The sequence below is a fragment of the Roseomonas sp. 18066 genome, assembly GCF_902706185.1.
Classification (GTDB): domain Bacteria; phylum Pseudomonadota; class Alphaproteobacteria; order Acetobacterales; family Acetobacteraceae; genus Pseudoroseomonas.
In genome coordinates, this window is sequence record NZ_CACSJM010000043.1 from 1 (window position 1) to 15,112 (window position 15,112).

The following is a 15,112-nucleotide window of genomic DNA, read 5'->3' on the forward strand; positions in this document are numbered from 1 at the left end:
CCGCCCGCCCGCCTCCGACGCGCCGCGCCAGCACGACTGGCAGTTCCGCGCGGCCCCCCGCCCGGCCCGGCTGCTGGGCGCCGAGGGGCCGGAAAGCACCGTCTGGACCTATACCGACGCGCTGCTGCCGGTGCTGCGGGTGCGGCTCGGCGATAGCATCCTGGCCCGACTCGACAACCAGCTGCCGGAGCACACCACCATCCACTGGCACGGCGTGCGGGTGCCCAACGCGATGGATGGGGTGCAATACGTCACCCAGCCGCCGGTCGAGCCCGGCCAGTCCTTCACCTACCGCCTGACGCCGCCCGACACCGGCACCTTCTTCCTGCACCCGCATTGCAACGAGCCCGGCCAGGTCGGCCGCGGCATGGCCGTTGTGCTGCTGGTCGATGGCGACATGCAGGCGCCGGCCGATGCCGACATCACCCTGGTCTGCAAGGACTGGCGCATCGCCCCCGACGGGTCCTGGCTGCCCTTCGAGACCGCCGCCGGCGCCGGCCGCGCCGGCACCTTCGGCACCCGCCGCGCGGTGAACGGCCAGGCGGACTTCGCGGCCACGGTGCCGGCGCATGGCGACATCCGGCTGCGCCTGCTGAACCTGGACGCCACCCGCACGCTGGTCCCCGATGTCGCCGGCGCCGAGGCCTTCGTCATCGCCACCGACGGCAACCCGATCGCCCCGGTGCCGCTGGACAAGTGGCGGATCGGCCCGGCGATGCGGCTCGACCTGCTGGTCCGCGCCCCGGCCGAGGGCCAGGGCTTCACGCTCCAGGACCTGTTCGCGCGGGAGCCGGTGCCGATCGGCCGCTTCACCGCCGCGGCCTCCTCCCTGGCGCCGCGGCCCTTCCGGCCGGCGCCGCTCTACGCCCCCGGCATCCCGCGCGCCGAGCTGGCGAGCGCCGAGCGGCTGCCCTTCGTCTTCAGCGCGGCGCTGGGGGTGTCAGGCTCGGTGGCCGGCCTGCCGCCGGAGGACCCGTTTGCCAAAATCCTGATGGATGCGCTCTGCGTCGGCGGCCAGACCTTCTGGGCGATCAACAAGTCGACCTGGCCGGGCGGCGACCACCGCCAGCTGCCGCCGCCGCTGGCCGAGCTGAAGGCCGGCCGCAGCTATGTCTTCGAGCTGCAGAACACCACGCCGCACCCGCACCCGATCCACCTGCACGGCCACACCTTCGAGGTGCTGTCGCAGTCCCGCCAGGACAACCCGCCGCATTGGGCCGACACGGTGCTGCTGTTGCCGCGGGAGAAGGCCGAGATTGCCTTCGTGGCGCGCGAGGGCAACTGGATGCTCCATTGCCATGTGCTGGAGCATCTGGGGACGGGGATGATGGGCTGGGTTCGGGTGACGGCGTGACGCAAAATGAATGTGGGGGTCTGGGGGCATTCAATGCCCCCAGATTCTTCACTTACCGGCTCGGATAGCTGCGCGGATACGTCACCTGGTCCTGCGGCCCCGGCGGCTTGATCGGCCCTGGCCGCCCGCAGGCGACCAGCGCCAGGGCGAGGACGAGAAGGGTCGCCGTGGTGCGGATCATGCCAGTCGTTCCCGCCATTCGGCCGCCATGCGGCGCACATTGACCGGCGCCGTCCCGCCGTAGCTGGTGCGCGACGCCACCGAGGCCTCGACGCTCAGCACCTGGAAGATGCCGTTGTGGATGCGCGGCTCCTCCGCCTGCATCTCCTCCAGCGTCAGGCCGGACAGGTCGACGCCGCGGGCCTCGGCCTTGGCGACCAGGTGGCCGGTGACGTGGTGGGCGTCGCGGAAGGGCAGGCGCAGCTCGCGCACCAGCCAGTCGGCGAGGTCGGTCGCGGTGGAGAAGCCGGCGCCCGAGGCCTCGCGCAGCCGGGTGGTGTCGGGCTTCATGTCGCGCACCATGCCGGCGGTGGCGGCGAGCGCCAGGGCCAGGTTCTCGGCGGCGTCGAAGATGCCTTCCTTGTCCTCCTGCATGTCCTTGCCATAGGTCAGTGGCAGGCCCTTCATCACCACGGTCAGCGCCACCAGGGCGCCGCTGATGCGGCCGACCTTGGCGCGGACCAGCTCGGCCGCGTCAGGGTTGCGCTTCTGCGGCATGATCGAGGAGCCGGTCGTGTAGGCGTCCGACAGCTTCACGAAGCCGAAATACGGGTTGGTCCACAGCACGATCTCCTCGGCGAAGCGGGAGAGGTGGGTGGCGCAGATCGAGGCGGCGGCGAGGAATTCCAGCGCGAAGTCGCGGCTGGCGACCGCGTCCAGGCTGTTGCGCATCGGCCCGTCGAAGCCCAGCGCCTGGGCCGTCATGTGGCGGTCGATGTTGAAGCCGGTGCCGCACAGCGCCGCGGCGCCCAGCGGGCTCTCGTTCATCCGGGCGCGGCAATCGCCCAGGCGGGAACGGTCGCGGCCCAGCATCTCGACATAGGCCAGCAAATGGTGGCCCAGCGTCGTCGGCTGCGCCGGCTGCAGGTGGGTGAAGCCGGGCATGACGCTGGCGGCATGCTCGTCGGCGCGCTCGACGAGCGCGCGCATCACATCGGCCATCTGGCCGTCGAGGCCGTCGATCGCGTCGCGCACCCAGAGCCGGACGTCGAGGGCCACCTGGTCGTTGCGCGAGCGGGCGGTGTGCAGGCGCTTGCCGGCCTCGCCCACGCGCTCGGTCAGGCGCGCCTCGATGTTCATGTGGATATCCTCCAGCGCCTCGCTGAAGGGGAAGGTGCCGGCCTCGATCTCGGCGGCGATCGCGGCCAGGCCGTCCTTGATGGCGGCCTCGTCATCGGCGGAGATGATGCCTACATGGCGCAGCATGGCGGCATGGGCCAGGCTTCCGCGGATGTCCTGCCGCCACATCTTGCGGTCGAAACCGATGGAGGCATTGATCGCCTCCATGATCGCCGAGGGTCCGGCGCTGTAGCGCCCGCCCCACTGCTGGTTGCCCTGGCTTCGCTGCTGACTGGACAAGGAAGGATCTGCCTCGTGTTGCTCGGACGCCGCTCCATGCTCTCGCTGACCGCGGCGGGGGCGACCCTAACCACGCTGCTTCCGGCACGGCAAGGGATTGCAGGGGAGAGTGTGGAAGGTCTGTCCAAGCTGACCCGCTCGGAACCCCGCCCGCTGCCGGAATTCGGCTTCACCGACGCCGAGGGAAGCCCGAGGACCATCGCCGATTTCCAGGGCCGGCCGCTGCTGCTGAATTTCTGGGCGACCTGGTGCCCGCCCTGCGTCGCCGAGATGCCCGCCCTCGACCGCGCCCAGGCGGCGCTGGCCGGCGAAGGCTGGGCGATGCTGGCGCTGTCCTCCGACCGGGCCGGGAAAAGCCAGGTGGAGCCCTTCTACAAGCGCACCGGGGTCCGCCATCTCGGCCTGTTCCTCGACCCGCGCGGCGCCGCCGCCCGGGCCTTCGCGGCGCGCGGCCTGCCGACCAGCGTCATCGTCAACCGCCAGGGCCGGGAGGTCGCCCGCCTCGAGGGCTCGGCCGCCTGGGACCATCCCGACTTCCTGAAGCTGCTGCGCGAGCTCGCCGGGCCGGTCGCCACGCCGCTGCAAAGGACCTGACACCCCCTCGACGGGCGGGCGGCAGGGCGCAACACTCGGCCCCGAGTTCTGAGACGGGGATGCCGGCATGAGTGAGTTGTGGCGCCTGACGGCCAGCGAGGTCGCGGCGAAGGTGGCGGCGAAGGCCGTCTCCGCCCGGGAAGTGGCCCAGGATGCCCTGGCCCGCCTGGCCGCGGTGAACCCGGCGATCAACGCCGTGGTGCAGGAAATGCCCGAGCAGGCGCTGGCCGCCGCCGATGCGGTCGACGCCGCCATCGCCCGCGGCCAGCCGGTCGGCCCGCTGGCCGGCGTGCCGGTCACGGTGAAGGTCAATGTCGACCAGGCCGGCTTCGCCACCACCAACGGGCTGCGGCTGCAGCGCGACCTGGTGGCGAAGGAGGACAACCCCGTCGTCGCCAACCTGAAGAAGGCCGGCGCCGTCATCATCGGCCGTACCAACACCCCGGCCTTCAGCCTGCGCTGGTTCACCCGCAATTCCCTGCACGGCCACACGAAGAATCCGCGCAACCCGGCGCTGACCCCGGGCGGGTCCTCGGGCGGCGCCGGGGCGGCGGTCGCGGCCGGCATCGGCGCCATCGGCCATGGCACCGATATCGGCGGCTCGATCCGCTACCCGGCCTATGCCTGCGGCATCCACGGGCTGCGCCCGACGCTGGGCCGCATCCCCGCCTGGAACCCCTCCGGCCCCGAGCGCGCCATCGGCGCCCAGCTGATGGCCGTCTCCGGCCCGCTGGCGCGCAGCATCGCCGATATCCGCCTGGCGCTGGCGGCCATGGCGGCCGAGGACCTGCGCGACCCCTGGTGGGTGCCCGCCCCCCTGGAAGGCCCGCCGGCGCCGAAGCGCGCCGCGCTGTGCATCCGCCCCGAAGGCCTGGCCACCACCCCCGAGGTGGAACGCGCGCTCCGCGACGCCGCGCTGCGCCTGCAGGAGCGCGGCTGGAGCATCGTCGAGACGCCCTGCCCGCCGCTGCGCGAGCCCGCCCGGCTGCAGGCGCAGCTGTGGCTGGCCGAGTCGCGCCGCGGCCTGAACACCGCGCTGGAGAAGGAGGACGACGCCGATGCCCGCTTCGTCTTCGCCCAGATGGAGCGGCTGGCCCCGGCGCCGGACCTGAACGCCTTCCAGGACGCGCTGCAGGCCCGCGCCGGCTTCACCCGGCAGTGGCAGATGTTCCTGAAGAACTACCCGGTGGTCCTGCTGCCGGTGTGCAGCGAGCTGCCCTTCAACGACCTGCTGGACGTCGAATCGCCCGAAGCCTTCGACCGGGTGATCGAGGCGCAGCTGGTCCAGGTCGGCCTGCCGCTGATGGGCCTGCCCGGCCTGACCGTCGCGACGGGCGAGACCGACGGCCGCCCCACCGGCGTCCAGCTGATCGCCGGCCGGTACCGCGAAGACCTCCTCCTCGAAGCCGGCGCCGTCATCGAGGCCGCCGGGCCGGCCGTCGTGCCGGTCGATCCGGTGGTCTGAAGAGAAGGCCCGGGGGAAAAAGACAGGGATGCAGGTCGGGGGAATGAATTCCCCCGAACCCCCTTCTTTTTTCTGGGTTGACTGCCGTGTCCACGTGGAGACGGGACGTGAAATGGCCCGGCAAGAGCGCGACCTGCGGGCGAGCGCCATTTTGATAAAATAGCGTCCCGCCGCGATGCCTTGGTGTCGCCTGTGTCGAGGCGCTGATCGTCAAACGGCCAAAAGAACAGAAAAAAGAAGGGGTCCAGGGGAATTCATTCCCCTGGCCTATCTCTTGAATTCGAATTCTTCGACTGCTTCCCAGGGCCCTCCGCGATAGTGCCACAGCCCCATTCCGGTCCCCTGTCCCTCGAAGGCCTGCAGCCCTTCCGCCACCAGGTCGCGGGCCGCGTCGGGCGTCACGAAGTTCTGGATCGTCACATGGGGCCGGAAGCCCTGGCGGTCCTGGGGTGTCAGGCGGCTGTGCCAGGCGCCGACCAGCATGCCGCGCAGCGCTGCCAGGGCAGGGCTTTCCACCACCACCGCCGTGCCGCGGCCGAGGCTGCGCAGCCCGGCGAAGCGCAGGGCCATGGGTGGCGTTCCGCTGGCCAGCACGGCCAGGTTGGCGCGGATTTCGGCCAGGGCCTCGCCGGGCAGGGCGTGGAACAGGGTCAGGTGGGCGGGCAGCTGGTTGCGCTCGGGCGGGAAATGGGCGCGGCGCAGGGCGTCGAGCCGGGCGAAGCTGGCGGGGTCCAGCGTCAGGGTGAGGATCAGCGGGGCGGTTTCGGCCATGCGCGGATCATGGGGCTTGGCCGTGGCGCCGCCAGGGGTGGCTGCGTAGAATGGTTGTCATGGCCGCTCCGCTCCCTGTCGCGCCTGACAGCGCCGACCCGAATTTCGCCGAACTGATCGCCGCCCGCCCGGGCCTGTCCATGCATGCGCAGGACGGGCTGGTGATGGAGGAGGTGCCCCTGTCCCGCATCGCGCGGGAGGTCGGCACGCCGACCTGGGTCTATTCCGCCGGCACGCTGCGCCGCCGCTACCGCGCGTTGAAAGCGGCGCTGGATGGCGCCGGGCTGAATGCCAGCGTGCATTACGCGACCAAGGCCAACGACAACCAGGCCGTGCTGCGGGTCCTGGCGGCCGAAGGGGCGGGGGCCGACATCGTCAGCGTCGGCGAGCTGCGCGCCACCATGGCGGCCGGCATCGCGGCCGGCAGGACCGTCTTCTCCGGCGTCGGCAAGAAGCCGGAAGAGATCCGCTTCGCGCTGGGCCATGGCATCTTCCAGATCAATGCCGAGAGCGTGGAGGAGATCGCCATGATCTCGGCCATCGCGGCGGAGATGGGGGTGCTGGCGCCGGTGGCGCTGCGGGTGAACCCCGACGTGGACGCCAAGACCCACGCCAAGATCACCACCGGCAAGGCCGAGAACAAGTTCGGCATCGCCTTCGAGGATGCGGCACCCCTCTATGCCCGCATGGCGGCGCTGCCGGGCATCCGGCCGATCGGCATCGCGACGCATATCGGCAGCCAGATCACCGAGGGGGTCTCCGCCTTCCAGGCCGCCTATGCCCGGCTGGCCGAGATGATCCGCGGCTTCCGCGCCGCCGGCCTGCCGGTCGAGCGGGTGGATTGCGGCGGTGGCCTCGGCATTCCCTATCGCGACGAGGTGGCGCCGCCGCCGGAGGCGCTGGCCGGCGCCATCAAGGCGACGCTGGGGGGCCTGGGCCTGCCGGTGATGCTGGAGCCGGGGCGCTGGATCGCCGGGCCGGCCGGCGTGCTGCTGGCCAGCATCGTGCTGCAGAAGCAGGGCTCGAACCGCCGCTTCCTGGTGGCGGACGCGGCGATGAACGACCTGATCCGCCCGGCGATGTACGAGGCCTGGCACGGCATCGTGCCGCTGGACCCGGTGCGCTTCGCCGACGACGTGCTGCCGGCCGACATCGTGGGCCCGGTCTGCGAGAGCGGCGACACCTTCGCCCGCGGCCGCGCCATGCCGATGATGGCTCCCGGCGATTTCATCGCATTTTTGGATGCCGGTGCTTATGGTGCGGTGATGAGCAGCACATACAACGCGCGGCCCCTGGCGGCTGAGGTGCTGGTGGACGGCAACCGCTTCGCCGTCGTGCGGCCCCGGCAGACGCCCGAGGACCTGTTGGCGCATCAGCGCCTGCCGGACTGGCTGACCTCGTGACGGAGGCGCGCGATCCGCTGTCCCGTCGCCTGGCGCGCGGGCGGCGGCTCGCGCGATGGGCGCTTAGCTGGGAAAGCCTCTGGCCCCGGCTGTGGCCGGCGCTGGGCGTGGTCGGTGTGTTTCTCACCGTCGCCTTCGCCGGTCTTTTCTCCTTCCTGCCGGCCTGGCTGCACCTGCTGGTGCTGGCCGGGTTCGTGGCGGCGCTGGGCCTGGCGGCCTGGCGTGGCGCGCGCGGCTTCGCCTGGCCCGGCGATGCCGCGGCCGAGCGGCGGATCGAGGCCGCCTCCGGCCTGACGCACCGGCCGCTCTCCACCTTGCGCGACCATGCGGTGACCGAGGATCCGGCGGCGCTGGCCCTGTGGCAGGCGCATCAGCGGCGGACGCTGGCAAATCTGGCGCGTCTGCGCGTCGGCGGGCCGCGGCCGGCGCTGGCGCGGCGCGACCCGCGGGCGCTGCGGCTCGGGCTGGTGGTGGCGCTGGCGGCGGGCTTCGTCATGGCCGGCGGCGATGCCGGGCAGCGGCTGCGGCGGGCGATCTGGCCCAGCCTGCACGCCGCCCCGATGGCCGTCGCCGCGCTGAAGCTGGAGGCCTGGGTGACGCCGCCCGCCTATACCGGCGCGGCGCCGGTGTTCCTGGACCCGAAGGGCGGCACGCTGACGGTGCCACAGGGCAGCCGGCTGCAGATCGCGCTGTCGGGCGGGCGCGGCGGCGTGCCGGAGCTGAAGGTGGATGCGGCGGCGCAGCAGCTGCGGGCGCTGGATGCCGGCAGCTTCGCCGCCGAGATGCCGCTGGAACATGGCGCGCGGATCGCGCTGGCGCGCGACGGGGCGGAGCTCGCCGCCTGGAATTTCAGTCTGCAGGCCGATGCGCCGCCGACCGCCGCCTTCGCCGAGCCGCCGGGCCCGGCCGGCCGCGGCCTGGCGCTGCGGCTGCTCTGGCGCGCCGAAGACGATTGGGGCGTCACCGCCGCGCGGGCCGAGCTGCGGCTGGTGGCCCGCCCGGAGGCCGAGCCGCTGCTGCTGGAGCTGCCGCTGGCCGGGTCCAACCCGCGGCAGCAGCGCGGCCTGGCGCAGCCGGACCTGTCGGCGCATCCCTGGGCCGGGCTCGCGGTGCGGATCCGCATCCTGGCGCGGGACGGCGCCGGGCAGGAGGGGTCCTCCGAGACGCGCGAGCTGACCCTGCCGGAGCGGGAGTTCAACCATCCGGTGGCGCGCGCCCTGGTCGGGCTGCGCAAGGCGCTGTCGCTCGACCCCGAGGCGCGGGAGGCGGTGCGGCGCGGGCTGGACGACCTGTCGTCGAAGCCGGACGCCTTCGAGAATGACACGGCGACCTTCCTGGCGATGCGCGTGGCGCGGCACCGGCTGCAGCGCGACCGCCGCCCGGATGCGGTGGCCGAGGTGCAGGTGCTGATGTGGCAGGCCGCCATCGCGCTGGAGGAAGGCCGCACCGACCGCACCGCCCGCGCCCTGGCTGAGGCGCGGGAAGCGCTGCGCGAGGCGCTGGCCGAGGCCGAGCGGACGCCGCCCGACGCCGCGGCGCGGGCCGAGCTGGAGCGCCGGGTGCAGGAACTGCGCGAGGCGGTGCAGCGCCACCTGGAGGCGCTGGCCGAACGGCTGCGCCAGGAAAATGCCGAGGCGATGCCCTTCGACCCCAGCCAGCGGCTGATGGACCAGCGCGAGCTGGACCGCCGCACGCAGGAGATGGAGCAGGCCGCGCGCGAAGGCCGCACCGACCGGCTGCAGCAGGAGCTGGCCGAGCTGGAGCGGATGCTGGACGCGCTGCAGCAGGGGCGCGTCGCGCGCAACGAGGGCAGCAACAACAACAGTCAGCGGCAGCAGCAGCGCCAGCGCGGCCAGCAGCAGATGGGCGCCGTGCAGGACATGGTGCAGCGCCAGGGCGAGATGCTGGACCGCGCGCATCGCCGTGACGAGGCGCAGGCGCCGCCGCCGCGCAATGGCGAGCGCCGCCCGAATGCGCAACGCGGCCAGCCGCAGCAGGCGCAGCCGGGCGACAATCCGCAGGAGCGCAGCGCCGAGGCCCAGCGCGACGGCCGGCAGCAGCGCGCGCTGCGGCGGGCGCTGGGCGAGCTGATGCAGCAGTTCGGCGACCTGACCGGCGAGATCCCCGAGGCGTTGGGCCGCGCCGACCAGGCGATGCGGCAGGCGCAGGAGGCGCTGGGCCAGGGTGGCGACCCGGTGCCCAGCCAGCAGCAGGCGATCCGCGAGCTGCAGGAGGGCGGCCGCCAGATGGCGCAGTCGATGCAGCGCCAGTTCGGCCAGGGCGAGGGTGAGGGCGAAGGCCAGGGCCAGGCCCAGGAAGCCCCCGGCAATGCCCAGGGCGGCCAGGGCCAGGAGCGTGCGACCGGCCAGGCCCAGGGCCGCGACCCGCTGGGCCGCCCGACCCGCGAGGCCCCCGGCGCCAACGACCAGGGAAGCGACACGCAAGTGCCGCAGGAGGCGGAGATGTTGCGCAGCCGCCGCTTGCAGGAGGAGCTGCGCCGTCGCGGCGCCGAGCGCGAGCGCCCGCCGACGGAGCTGGACTACATCGATCGCCTGTTGAAGTCGTTCTAAGGGGCGAGCCGCCACGGCATCGCCGTGGCGGCCCTGATGTGGGGGTCCGGGGGCATTCAATGCCCCCGGCGCTTCCTTACTTCCACTCGATGCTCGGCAGCCGCCCGAGGTTCATCCGCGCCACCGAGATATTCCGGTTCTCGATACTGACCGGCACCTCAAGCTGTGGTGGCCCCCCGCTGGGATCCGGCCGCTGCATCAACGGCAGGATCGCCCGCGCCATCCCCGCCGAGCGTTGCGGCACCAGCCCCGCCTGCACCAGCGCTTCCAGCAGCCGCGGCGCATTGGCCAGCCGCAGCGTGCCCGCCCCCACCGGCTGCAGCGCCGGGTCGAGGGCGAAGGTGGCCGCCGCGCTGGCCGCGATTTCCGACCAGCGCAGCGTCAGCCCGCGCAGCTCCAGCGCGCCGCCGGCGTCGCGCCATTGGGTGGCGCGCTGCATCGGCGTGCCGCTGGCGGGGGGCGCGCCGGTCAGGCCGGCATCGAGGGTGGCGCTGTCGATGCGCGGGCCCAGCGGCGTCTGCACCGGCAGCACCAGGCCCTGCAGCGCCAGCTTCAGCCCGGTCTCGGCGGCTTCGGGCCAGGCGAGCTCGCCGGTCAGGCTGTCGATGGCCAGGGTGGCATCGGCCGGGCCCAGGCGCAGGCCGCGCCCGTCCAGCGTGGCGCGGTCGGCGGCGGCGAGGGACAGGCTGGCCTGCAGCGATTCCGCCGTGAAGGGCAGGGTGGTGGCGCCGAGGCGCAGCGCCTGCTGGCCCTGCGGGCGCAGCAGCAGGCGGTCGAGGGCGGCGGGGCGCAGCTCGGCATCCAGCGCATTGGCTTCCCAGGCCAGGCCCTGCGGCCCGGCGATGCGCCAGTCGGCCAGGGTCAGGCGGGCGGCGAAGGGCCAGCCGCCGCGGGTGGGGGTGGCGTGGCTGATCTCCCAGCCCTGGGCGCGGCGGGTCGCGGCCCATTGCTCCAGCCCCTGCTCCATCTTGCCGAGCATGAAGCTCCACAGCGCGTAATGGCCGCCGCCGATGACGGCCAGCAGCAGCGCCAGCCCGACCAGCAGGCGGCCGCCACGGCGGCGGCGCGGGCGGCGCCGCGGCGAGGCCGTGGCCGCGCCGCTCACCGGAACGCGCAAAGCGGGGGGACAAGGCCGGCCCGCCGGTGTAGGGCTGGCGGATGGACCAGGCTGTGGCGCCGCTGCTGGATGCGGATGGTTTTCTGTATGTCTTCGGCTATGGCTCGCTGATCTGGAAGCCGGGCTTCCCGCATGCGGCGATGCTGCCCGCCCTGCTGCGCGGCTTCCACCGGCGCTTCTGCATCTGGTCGGTGCATCACCGCGGCACGCCGGAGCGGCCGGGGCTGGTGCTGGGGCTGGACCGCGGCGGCGCCTGCCGCGGCGTGGTGTTCCGGGTCGAGGCCGCGGCGGCGCCCGGGGTGCTGGCCTATCTGGACGCGCGGGAGATGATCGGCGGCGTCTATGAGCGGCGGATGGTGACGGCGCGGCTGCTGCCGGATGGCGCGCCGAAGCGGGCGCTGACCTTCGTCGCGGTGCGCAGCCTGGATTCCTATTGCCAGGCGCTGGCGCCGGAGGTGGCGGCGGCGACCATCGCCGCCGGGGTCGGGCTGAGCGGGGCCAATCGCGACTATCTGCTCAACACGGTGGCCGAGCTGCGGTCGCTGGGCGTGCGCGATGCCGGGCTGGACCGGATCGCCGCGCTGCTGCCGGCGGGCTAGGACCGCTTCCCGATTCGCGCCGCTTGGCAGAAGGGGCGGCACGGGTTTTCCGCAGACTTATCCACAGGCGATTTCCAGAAGGCTCCGCCCCAGGCAAGAGACTTCCTGCGGTCACCGCGTCCTGTTTTTAAGATTAATTGTTTTACAGTGACTTATGCGCCGTTTCTGCCATGAAGGCCGCCCGGCGACGGCCTGCCGCAGGGCGAAAATCAAGCCGCGGCAGAGGCTTGCAGGGCGGTGCTGGCAGCGAGCGGACCCGGCTGGCACCGGTTATCCCACAGAATTATCCACAAGCGGCGGATGCACGGCAGGTCCGCCACCAGCGCGGACCAGACGGTCGGTTTCGGTCTCGATCACCGATTCCAGCTTGGCCAGCAGGGCGGCGCGCGGCAGGCCGGTGGGCAGCGGCGGCAGGAAGGCGATGGTGATCGGCCCGGGCAGCTTCAGCGCCATGGCGCCGCGCCCCCAATGCAGCCCGCTGTCGGTCGCCACCGGCAGCACCGGGGCCCGGCTGGCGGCGGCGAGCGCCACGATGCCCGGCTGGTAGGGCACGCGCTGGCCGGGCAGGGTGCGGGTGCCCTCGGGGAAGATGACGACCTGATGGCCCTCGGCCAGGACGGCGGCGGATTCGCGCACCATCCGCTTCAGCGCCGTGGCGCCGCCCTTCCGGTCCACCGCGACCGAGCCGTAATGCTGCGCCAGCTTGCCCCAGGCCGGGATCTTCAGCAGCTCCTGCTTCAGCACGTAGACCGGGTCGGGCAGGATCGCCAGCCAGACCACGGTGTCATAGGCCGACTGGTGCTTGGCGGCGATGACGGCGGGGCCGGGCGGCAGGTGCTCGCGGCCGGTGACCACCAGGCCGACGCCGCAGACCGGCTTCAGCAGCCAGATCATCAGCCGCGCCCAGACCTGGACATAGCGGCGCATCCATTGCCGCGGGAAGGGCAGCAGCGCCAGGCCGATGATGCAGGTGGCCGCCGTCAGCAGCAGGAACAGCAGGTTGTACAGCGCCGAGCGCAGCTTGGTGACGAGGGATGGGCCAGGCGCGACAGTCACTGGGGTGGTTTCTCCGGCTTCAGGGCGGACAGGCCGAACATCGCCCCCACCAGCTTCCCGTATTCGCGCACCAGCAGGCCGAGGCGCGGCCCGCTGCCCTGCACCGGATGCGGCACCAGCTCCACCCCGGGCAGGGTGCGGCGCAGCTCCAGCAGGGCGCGGGGCATGTGGAAAGCGGCGGTGACGACGCGCAGCGAGGCGATCTGCCGTGCCCGCGCCCATTCTGCAACCTCCTGCCCGTTGCCGCGGGTGCTGGTGGCCTGGCGGCCGACGGTGATGCGCTGCTCGATCTCGGTCGCCTGGGGGTCCAGCCCGGCATGGCGCATCAGCTGGTCCAGCGGCGCGTCGCGCCCGGCGCCGGAGATGATCAGCCAGTGGCCCTCGCCCTCCTGCAGCAGGCGCAGCCCGGCCTCGACCCGCTGCGGCCCGCCGGTCAGCACGGCGATGCCGTCGGTGGCGCGCAGCGGCCGCTCCGGCAGCGCCCGGGCCAGCCCGGCGAAGAGCGCGAAGCCGCCGGCGATGAGCATCAGCGCCAGCACCGGCAGCATCCACAGCCGGCGCCAGGCCCGTCGCGCAGGACCATCGGGAAGCGGCGGCGTCACGGCAGGCGCTTCAGCCAGCGGCGGACGCTGAGCTGGGCGGTGGCCCAGCCGATCAGCCCGGCGACGGGGGGCAGCAGCGCCAGATCCAGCCAGGGCAGCGAGGTCCAGGGCTGCACCTGGCCGCCGGCGAGCGGGGCTGCCAGGTTCGACAGCGCCGCCAGCGTCGGCACGGCGATGGCGGCACCCGCCAGCGCGCCGCCGGCGGCCAGCAGCCCGATGCGGCGGGCGAAGCGGCCGGCGATGTCGCTCTGCGTCGCGCCCAGGTCGTGCAGGATCTCGATCGCCTCGCGGCGGGAGGCGAGGCCGGCCCGCGTCGCCACCGCCACCACCGCGATGGCCACGCCGGCGACCAGCCCCAGCACCGCCAGCGCCACGCCCTGCACGCTGCGGGCCAGCGCCGCCAGGCGCGCCACCCAGATGCCATGCGATTCGAGCTCGGCGCCGGGGACGGCCTCGGCCAGCCGCTCGGCGATCGGGCCGGGGTCGAGCGCCAGGTTCTTCAGCCGCAGCTCCAGCACCGCCGGCAGCGGCAGGGAGGGCACCTCGCCCAGCCAGGGGCGCAGCAGCTCCCGCATGCGGTCGGAATCGACCGGCACGGCGCTGGCGACCTCCGGCATGGCGCGCAGCACTTCCAGCGCGCGGTCCATCAGCCCGGCCTGCTCGGGCGGCAGCTGCACGGTGACGGCGGCCGCCGCGCCATGCTGCCAGCGGTCCTTCAGCGCCTCGGCGCCGCGGCTGCCGGCCAGCGCGATGGCGGCCAGCAGCGCCATGGCGGCGACGAGGCCGGGCAGCAGCCGGTCCGACAGCGCGCGCTTGAGGCCGAGCGGGTCGCGGGCATAGCGGCTGCGGCGCTCAGCCATGATGCACCACCCGGCCGCCATCCAGCACCAGGGCGGGCGCCGGGAACTGCGCCACCAGCTCCTCGCTGTGGGTGGCGACGACCACCGTGGTGCCCAGCCGGTTCATCTGGGTCAGCAGCGCCAGCAGCCTGCGCGCCTGCAGCGAATCGAGGTTGCCGGTGGGCTCGTCGGCGACCAGCAAAGCCGGGCGGGTGACCACGGCGCGGGCGATGGCCACGCGCTGCTGCTCGCCGCCCGACAGCTGCTGCGGCAAGGACAGCTCTTTCCCCTGGAGGCCCACCCAGCGCAGCATCTCGGTGACATCCGGCCGCAGGCTGGATTCCGACCGCCCGGCCAGCCGCAGCGGCAGCGCCACGTTGTCGAAGGCCGACAGGTAGGGCAGCAGGCGGAAGTCCTGGAAGACGACGCCGATCCGCCGCCGCAGCGCCGGCAGCGCCGCGCGGCGCTCCGGGCGCACCAGGGTGTCCAGCACCTCGAGCTCGCCGCGCGTCGGCAATTGCGCCAGATGCATCAGGCGCAGCACCGAGGACTTGCCGGCGCCCGAGGCACCCAGCAGCCAGGTGAAGCTGCCCTCGGGCAGGGTGAAGGTCAGGTCGGACAAGGCCTCGGGTCCCGCCCGCCCATCGGGGGAGGGATAGCGCAGTCCGACCGCGGTGAAGCGCACCATGGCCAGGAAATGCCACGGCCGGCGGCGGCCCGCCACCCGCCTTGGTTGACGAAGCGTTTCAGCGGGGCTTGCAGCTTGGCCCTGGCCCCGGCATAGCCGCCGCATGCGCATCGAATGCCCGGATTGTGCCGCCGCCTACGACGTGCCGGAAGCCCTGGTGGCACCCGGCCGCGAGGTGCGCTGCGTCCGCTGCGCCCATGGCTGGGTGCCGCGCGCGGCGCCCGACACCGCCGACCTGCTGCTGCGCACCGAAGCCCCCAGCCTGCCGCCCGTCGCCATGGCCGAGGAGCACCTGCCGGCGGTGATCCCGCCGCGGCCGCCCGCGTCGCGCGGGCCGGTGGTGATGGCCTGGATTTTTTCGCTGGCCGTTATCGGCGGGGCGGGCTTTGCCCTGTGGCACTACCGGGTCGCGGTGGTCGCGGCCTGGCCGCCCTCGGCGCGGTTGTTCGGGTGGATCTCGGCAATCGTCGGCTGAA

At 73.3% G+C, this 15,112-nt stretch carries 15 protein-coding genes; 7 read left to right on the forward strand and 8 right to left on the reverse strand.

Annotated features, from left to right (window positions below):
* On the forward strand, positions 1 to 1,354 hold a 1,354-nt coding region (locus GVN67_RS10980), incomplete at its 5' end, for a multicopper oxidase family protein (RefSeq protein ID WP_159995758.1).
* 52 nt (positions 1,355 to 1,406) lie between these two features.
* Here the strand turns inward: GVN67_RS10980 and lptM are convergent.
* Both lptM and argH read right to left on the reverse strand, forming a co-directional pair.
* Positions 1,407 to 1,535, reverse strand: a complete 129-nt coding sequence (gene lptM, locus GVN67_RS30340) for an LPS translocon maturation chaperone LptM (protein WP_255430387.1) — start codon at positions 1,533 to 1,535, stop codon at positions 1,407 to 1,409.
* Positions 1,532 to 2,932: an argininosuccinate lyase gene (gene argH, locus GVN67_RS10985; RefSeq protein ID WP_159995760.1), complete on the reverse strand. Its 1,401-nt coding sequence runs from the start codon at positions 2,930 to 2,932 to the stop codon at positions 1,532 to 1,534. The genes lptM and argH overlap by 4 nt, the downstream gene beginning before the upstream one ends.
* Positions 2,933 to 3,043: 111 nt before the next feature.
* On the opposite strand from argH, the gene GVN67_RS10990 reads away from it, so the two are divergent.
* Entirely contained in the window at positions 3,044 to 3,526 is a 483-nt protein-coding gene (locus tag GVN67_RS10990) for a TlpA disulfide reductase family protein (protein WP_235035236.1), read from the forward strand.
* A gap of 67 nt (positions 3,527 to 3,593) precedes the next feature.
* Positions 3,594 to 4,991 carry an amidase family protein gene (locus tag GVN67_RS10995; RefSeq protein ID WP_159995764.1) on the forward strand — a complete coding sequence of 466 codons (1,398 nt, stop codon included), beginning with the start codon at positions 3,594 to 3,596 and terminating at the stop codon, positions 4,989 to 4,991.
* Between the two features lie 267 nt (positions 4,992 to 5,258).
* On the opposite strand, the gene GVN67_RS11000 is transcribed toward GVN67_RS10995, so the two are convergent.
* On the reverse strand, positions 5,259 to 5,762 hold the full coding sequence (locus GVN67_RS11000; protein WP_159995766.1) for a 2'-5' RNA ligase family protein: 504 nt from the start codon (positions 5,760 to 5,762) through the stop codon (positions 5,259 to 5,261).
* A 59-nt stretch (positions 5,763 to 5,821) separates the two neighbouring features.
* Between GVN67_RS11000 and lysA the strand changes: the two genes are divergently transcribed.
* Positions 5,822 to 7,165 carry a diaminopimelate decarboxylase gene (gene lysA / locus GVN67_RS11005; RefSeq protein WP_159995768.1) on the forward strand — a complete coding sequence of 448 codons (1,344 nt, stop codon included), beginning with the start codon at positions 5,822 to 5,824 and terminating at the stop codon, positions 7,163 to 7,165.
* Entirely contained in the window at positions 7,162 to 9,735 is a 2,574-nt protein-coding gene (locus GVN67_RS11010; RefSeq protein ID WP_159995770.1) for a TIGR02302 family protein, read from the forward strand. Before lysA ends, GVN67_RS11010 begins: the two co-directional genes overlap by 4 nt.
* 76 nt (positions 9,736 to 9,811) lie before the next feature.
* Here GVN67_RS11010 and GVN67_RS11015 read toward each other — a convergent pair whose 3' ends face one another.
* Complete coding sequence (locus GVN67_RS11015; RefSeq protein WP_159995772.1) at positions 9,812 to 10,840, reverse strand: DUF2125 domain-containing protein; 1,029 nt, start codon at positions 10,838 to 10,840, stop codon at positions 9,812 to 9,814.
* A 53-nt stretch (positions 10,841 to 10,893) separates the two neighbouring features.
* On the opposite strand from GVN67_RS11015, the gene GVN67_RS11020 reads away from it, so the two are divergent.
* Positions 10,894 to 11,451 carry a gamma-glutamylcyclotransferase gene (locus tag GVN67_RS11020; RefSeq protein ID WP_159995774.1) on the forward strand — a complete coding sequence of 186 codons (558 nt, stop codon included), beginning with the start codon at positions 10,894 to 10,896 and terminating at the stop codon, positions 11,449 to 11,451.
* A 270-nt stretch (positions 11,452 to 11,721) separates the two neighbouring features.
* Here the strand turns inward: GVN67_RS11020 and GVN67_RS11025 are convergent, their stop codons facing one another.
* Genes GVN67_RS11025 through GVN67_RS11040 form a run of 4 tightly spaced genes read right to left on the reverse strand, consistent with a single transcriptional unit; the run spans position 11,722 to position 14,636 of the window.
* A complete protein-coding gene (locus GVN67_RS11025; protein WP_159995776.1) occupies positions 11,722 to 12,507 on the reverse strand; it encodes a 1-acyl-sn-glycerol-3-phosphate acyltransferase in 786 nt (261 codons plus the stop codon).
* A complete protein-coding gene (locus GVN67_RS11030; protein ID WP_235035237.1) occupies positions 12,504 to 13,109 on the reverse strand; it encodes a YdcF family protein in 606 nt (201 codons plus the stop codon). The genes GVN67_RS11025 and GVN67_RS11030 overlap by 4 nt, the downstream gene beginning before the upstream one ends.
* A complete protein-coding gene (locus GVN67_RS11035; protein ID WP_159995778.1) occupies positions 13,106 to 13,969 on the reverse strand; it encodes an ABC transporter permease in 864 nt (287 codons plus the stop codon). Before GVN67_RS11035 ends, GVN67_RS11030 begins: the two co-directional genes overlap by 4 nt.
* Complete coding sequence (locus GVN67_RS11040; protein WP_159995780.1) at positions 13,962 to 14,636, reverse strand: cell division ATP-binding protein FtsE; 675 nt, start codon at positions 14,634 to 14,636, stop codon at positions 13,962 to 13,964. The genes GVN67_RS11035 and GVN67_RS11040 overlap by 8 nt, the downstream gene beginning before the upstream one ends.
* A gap of 103 nt (positions 14,637 to 14,739) precedes the next feature.
* Here GVN67_RS11040 and GVN67_RS11045 point away from each other — a divergent pair, with 103 nt between their 5' ends.
* On the forward strand, positions 14,740 to 15,111 hold the full coding sequence (locus GVN67_RS11045; protein ID WP_159995782.1) for a zinc-ribbon domain-containing protein: 372 nt from the start codon (positions 14,740 to 14,742) through the stop codon (positions 15,109 to 15,111).
* The last annotated feature ends 1 nt before the right edge of the window (position 15,112 follow it).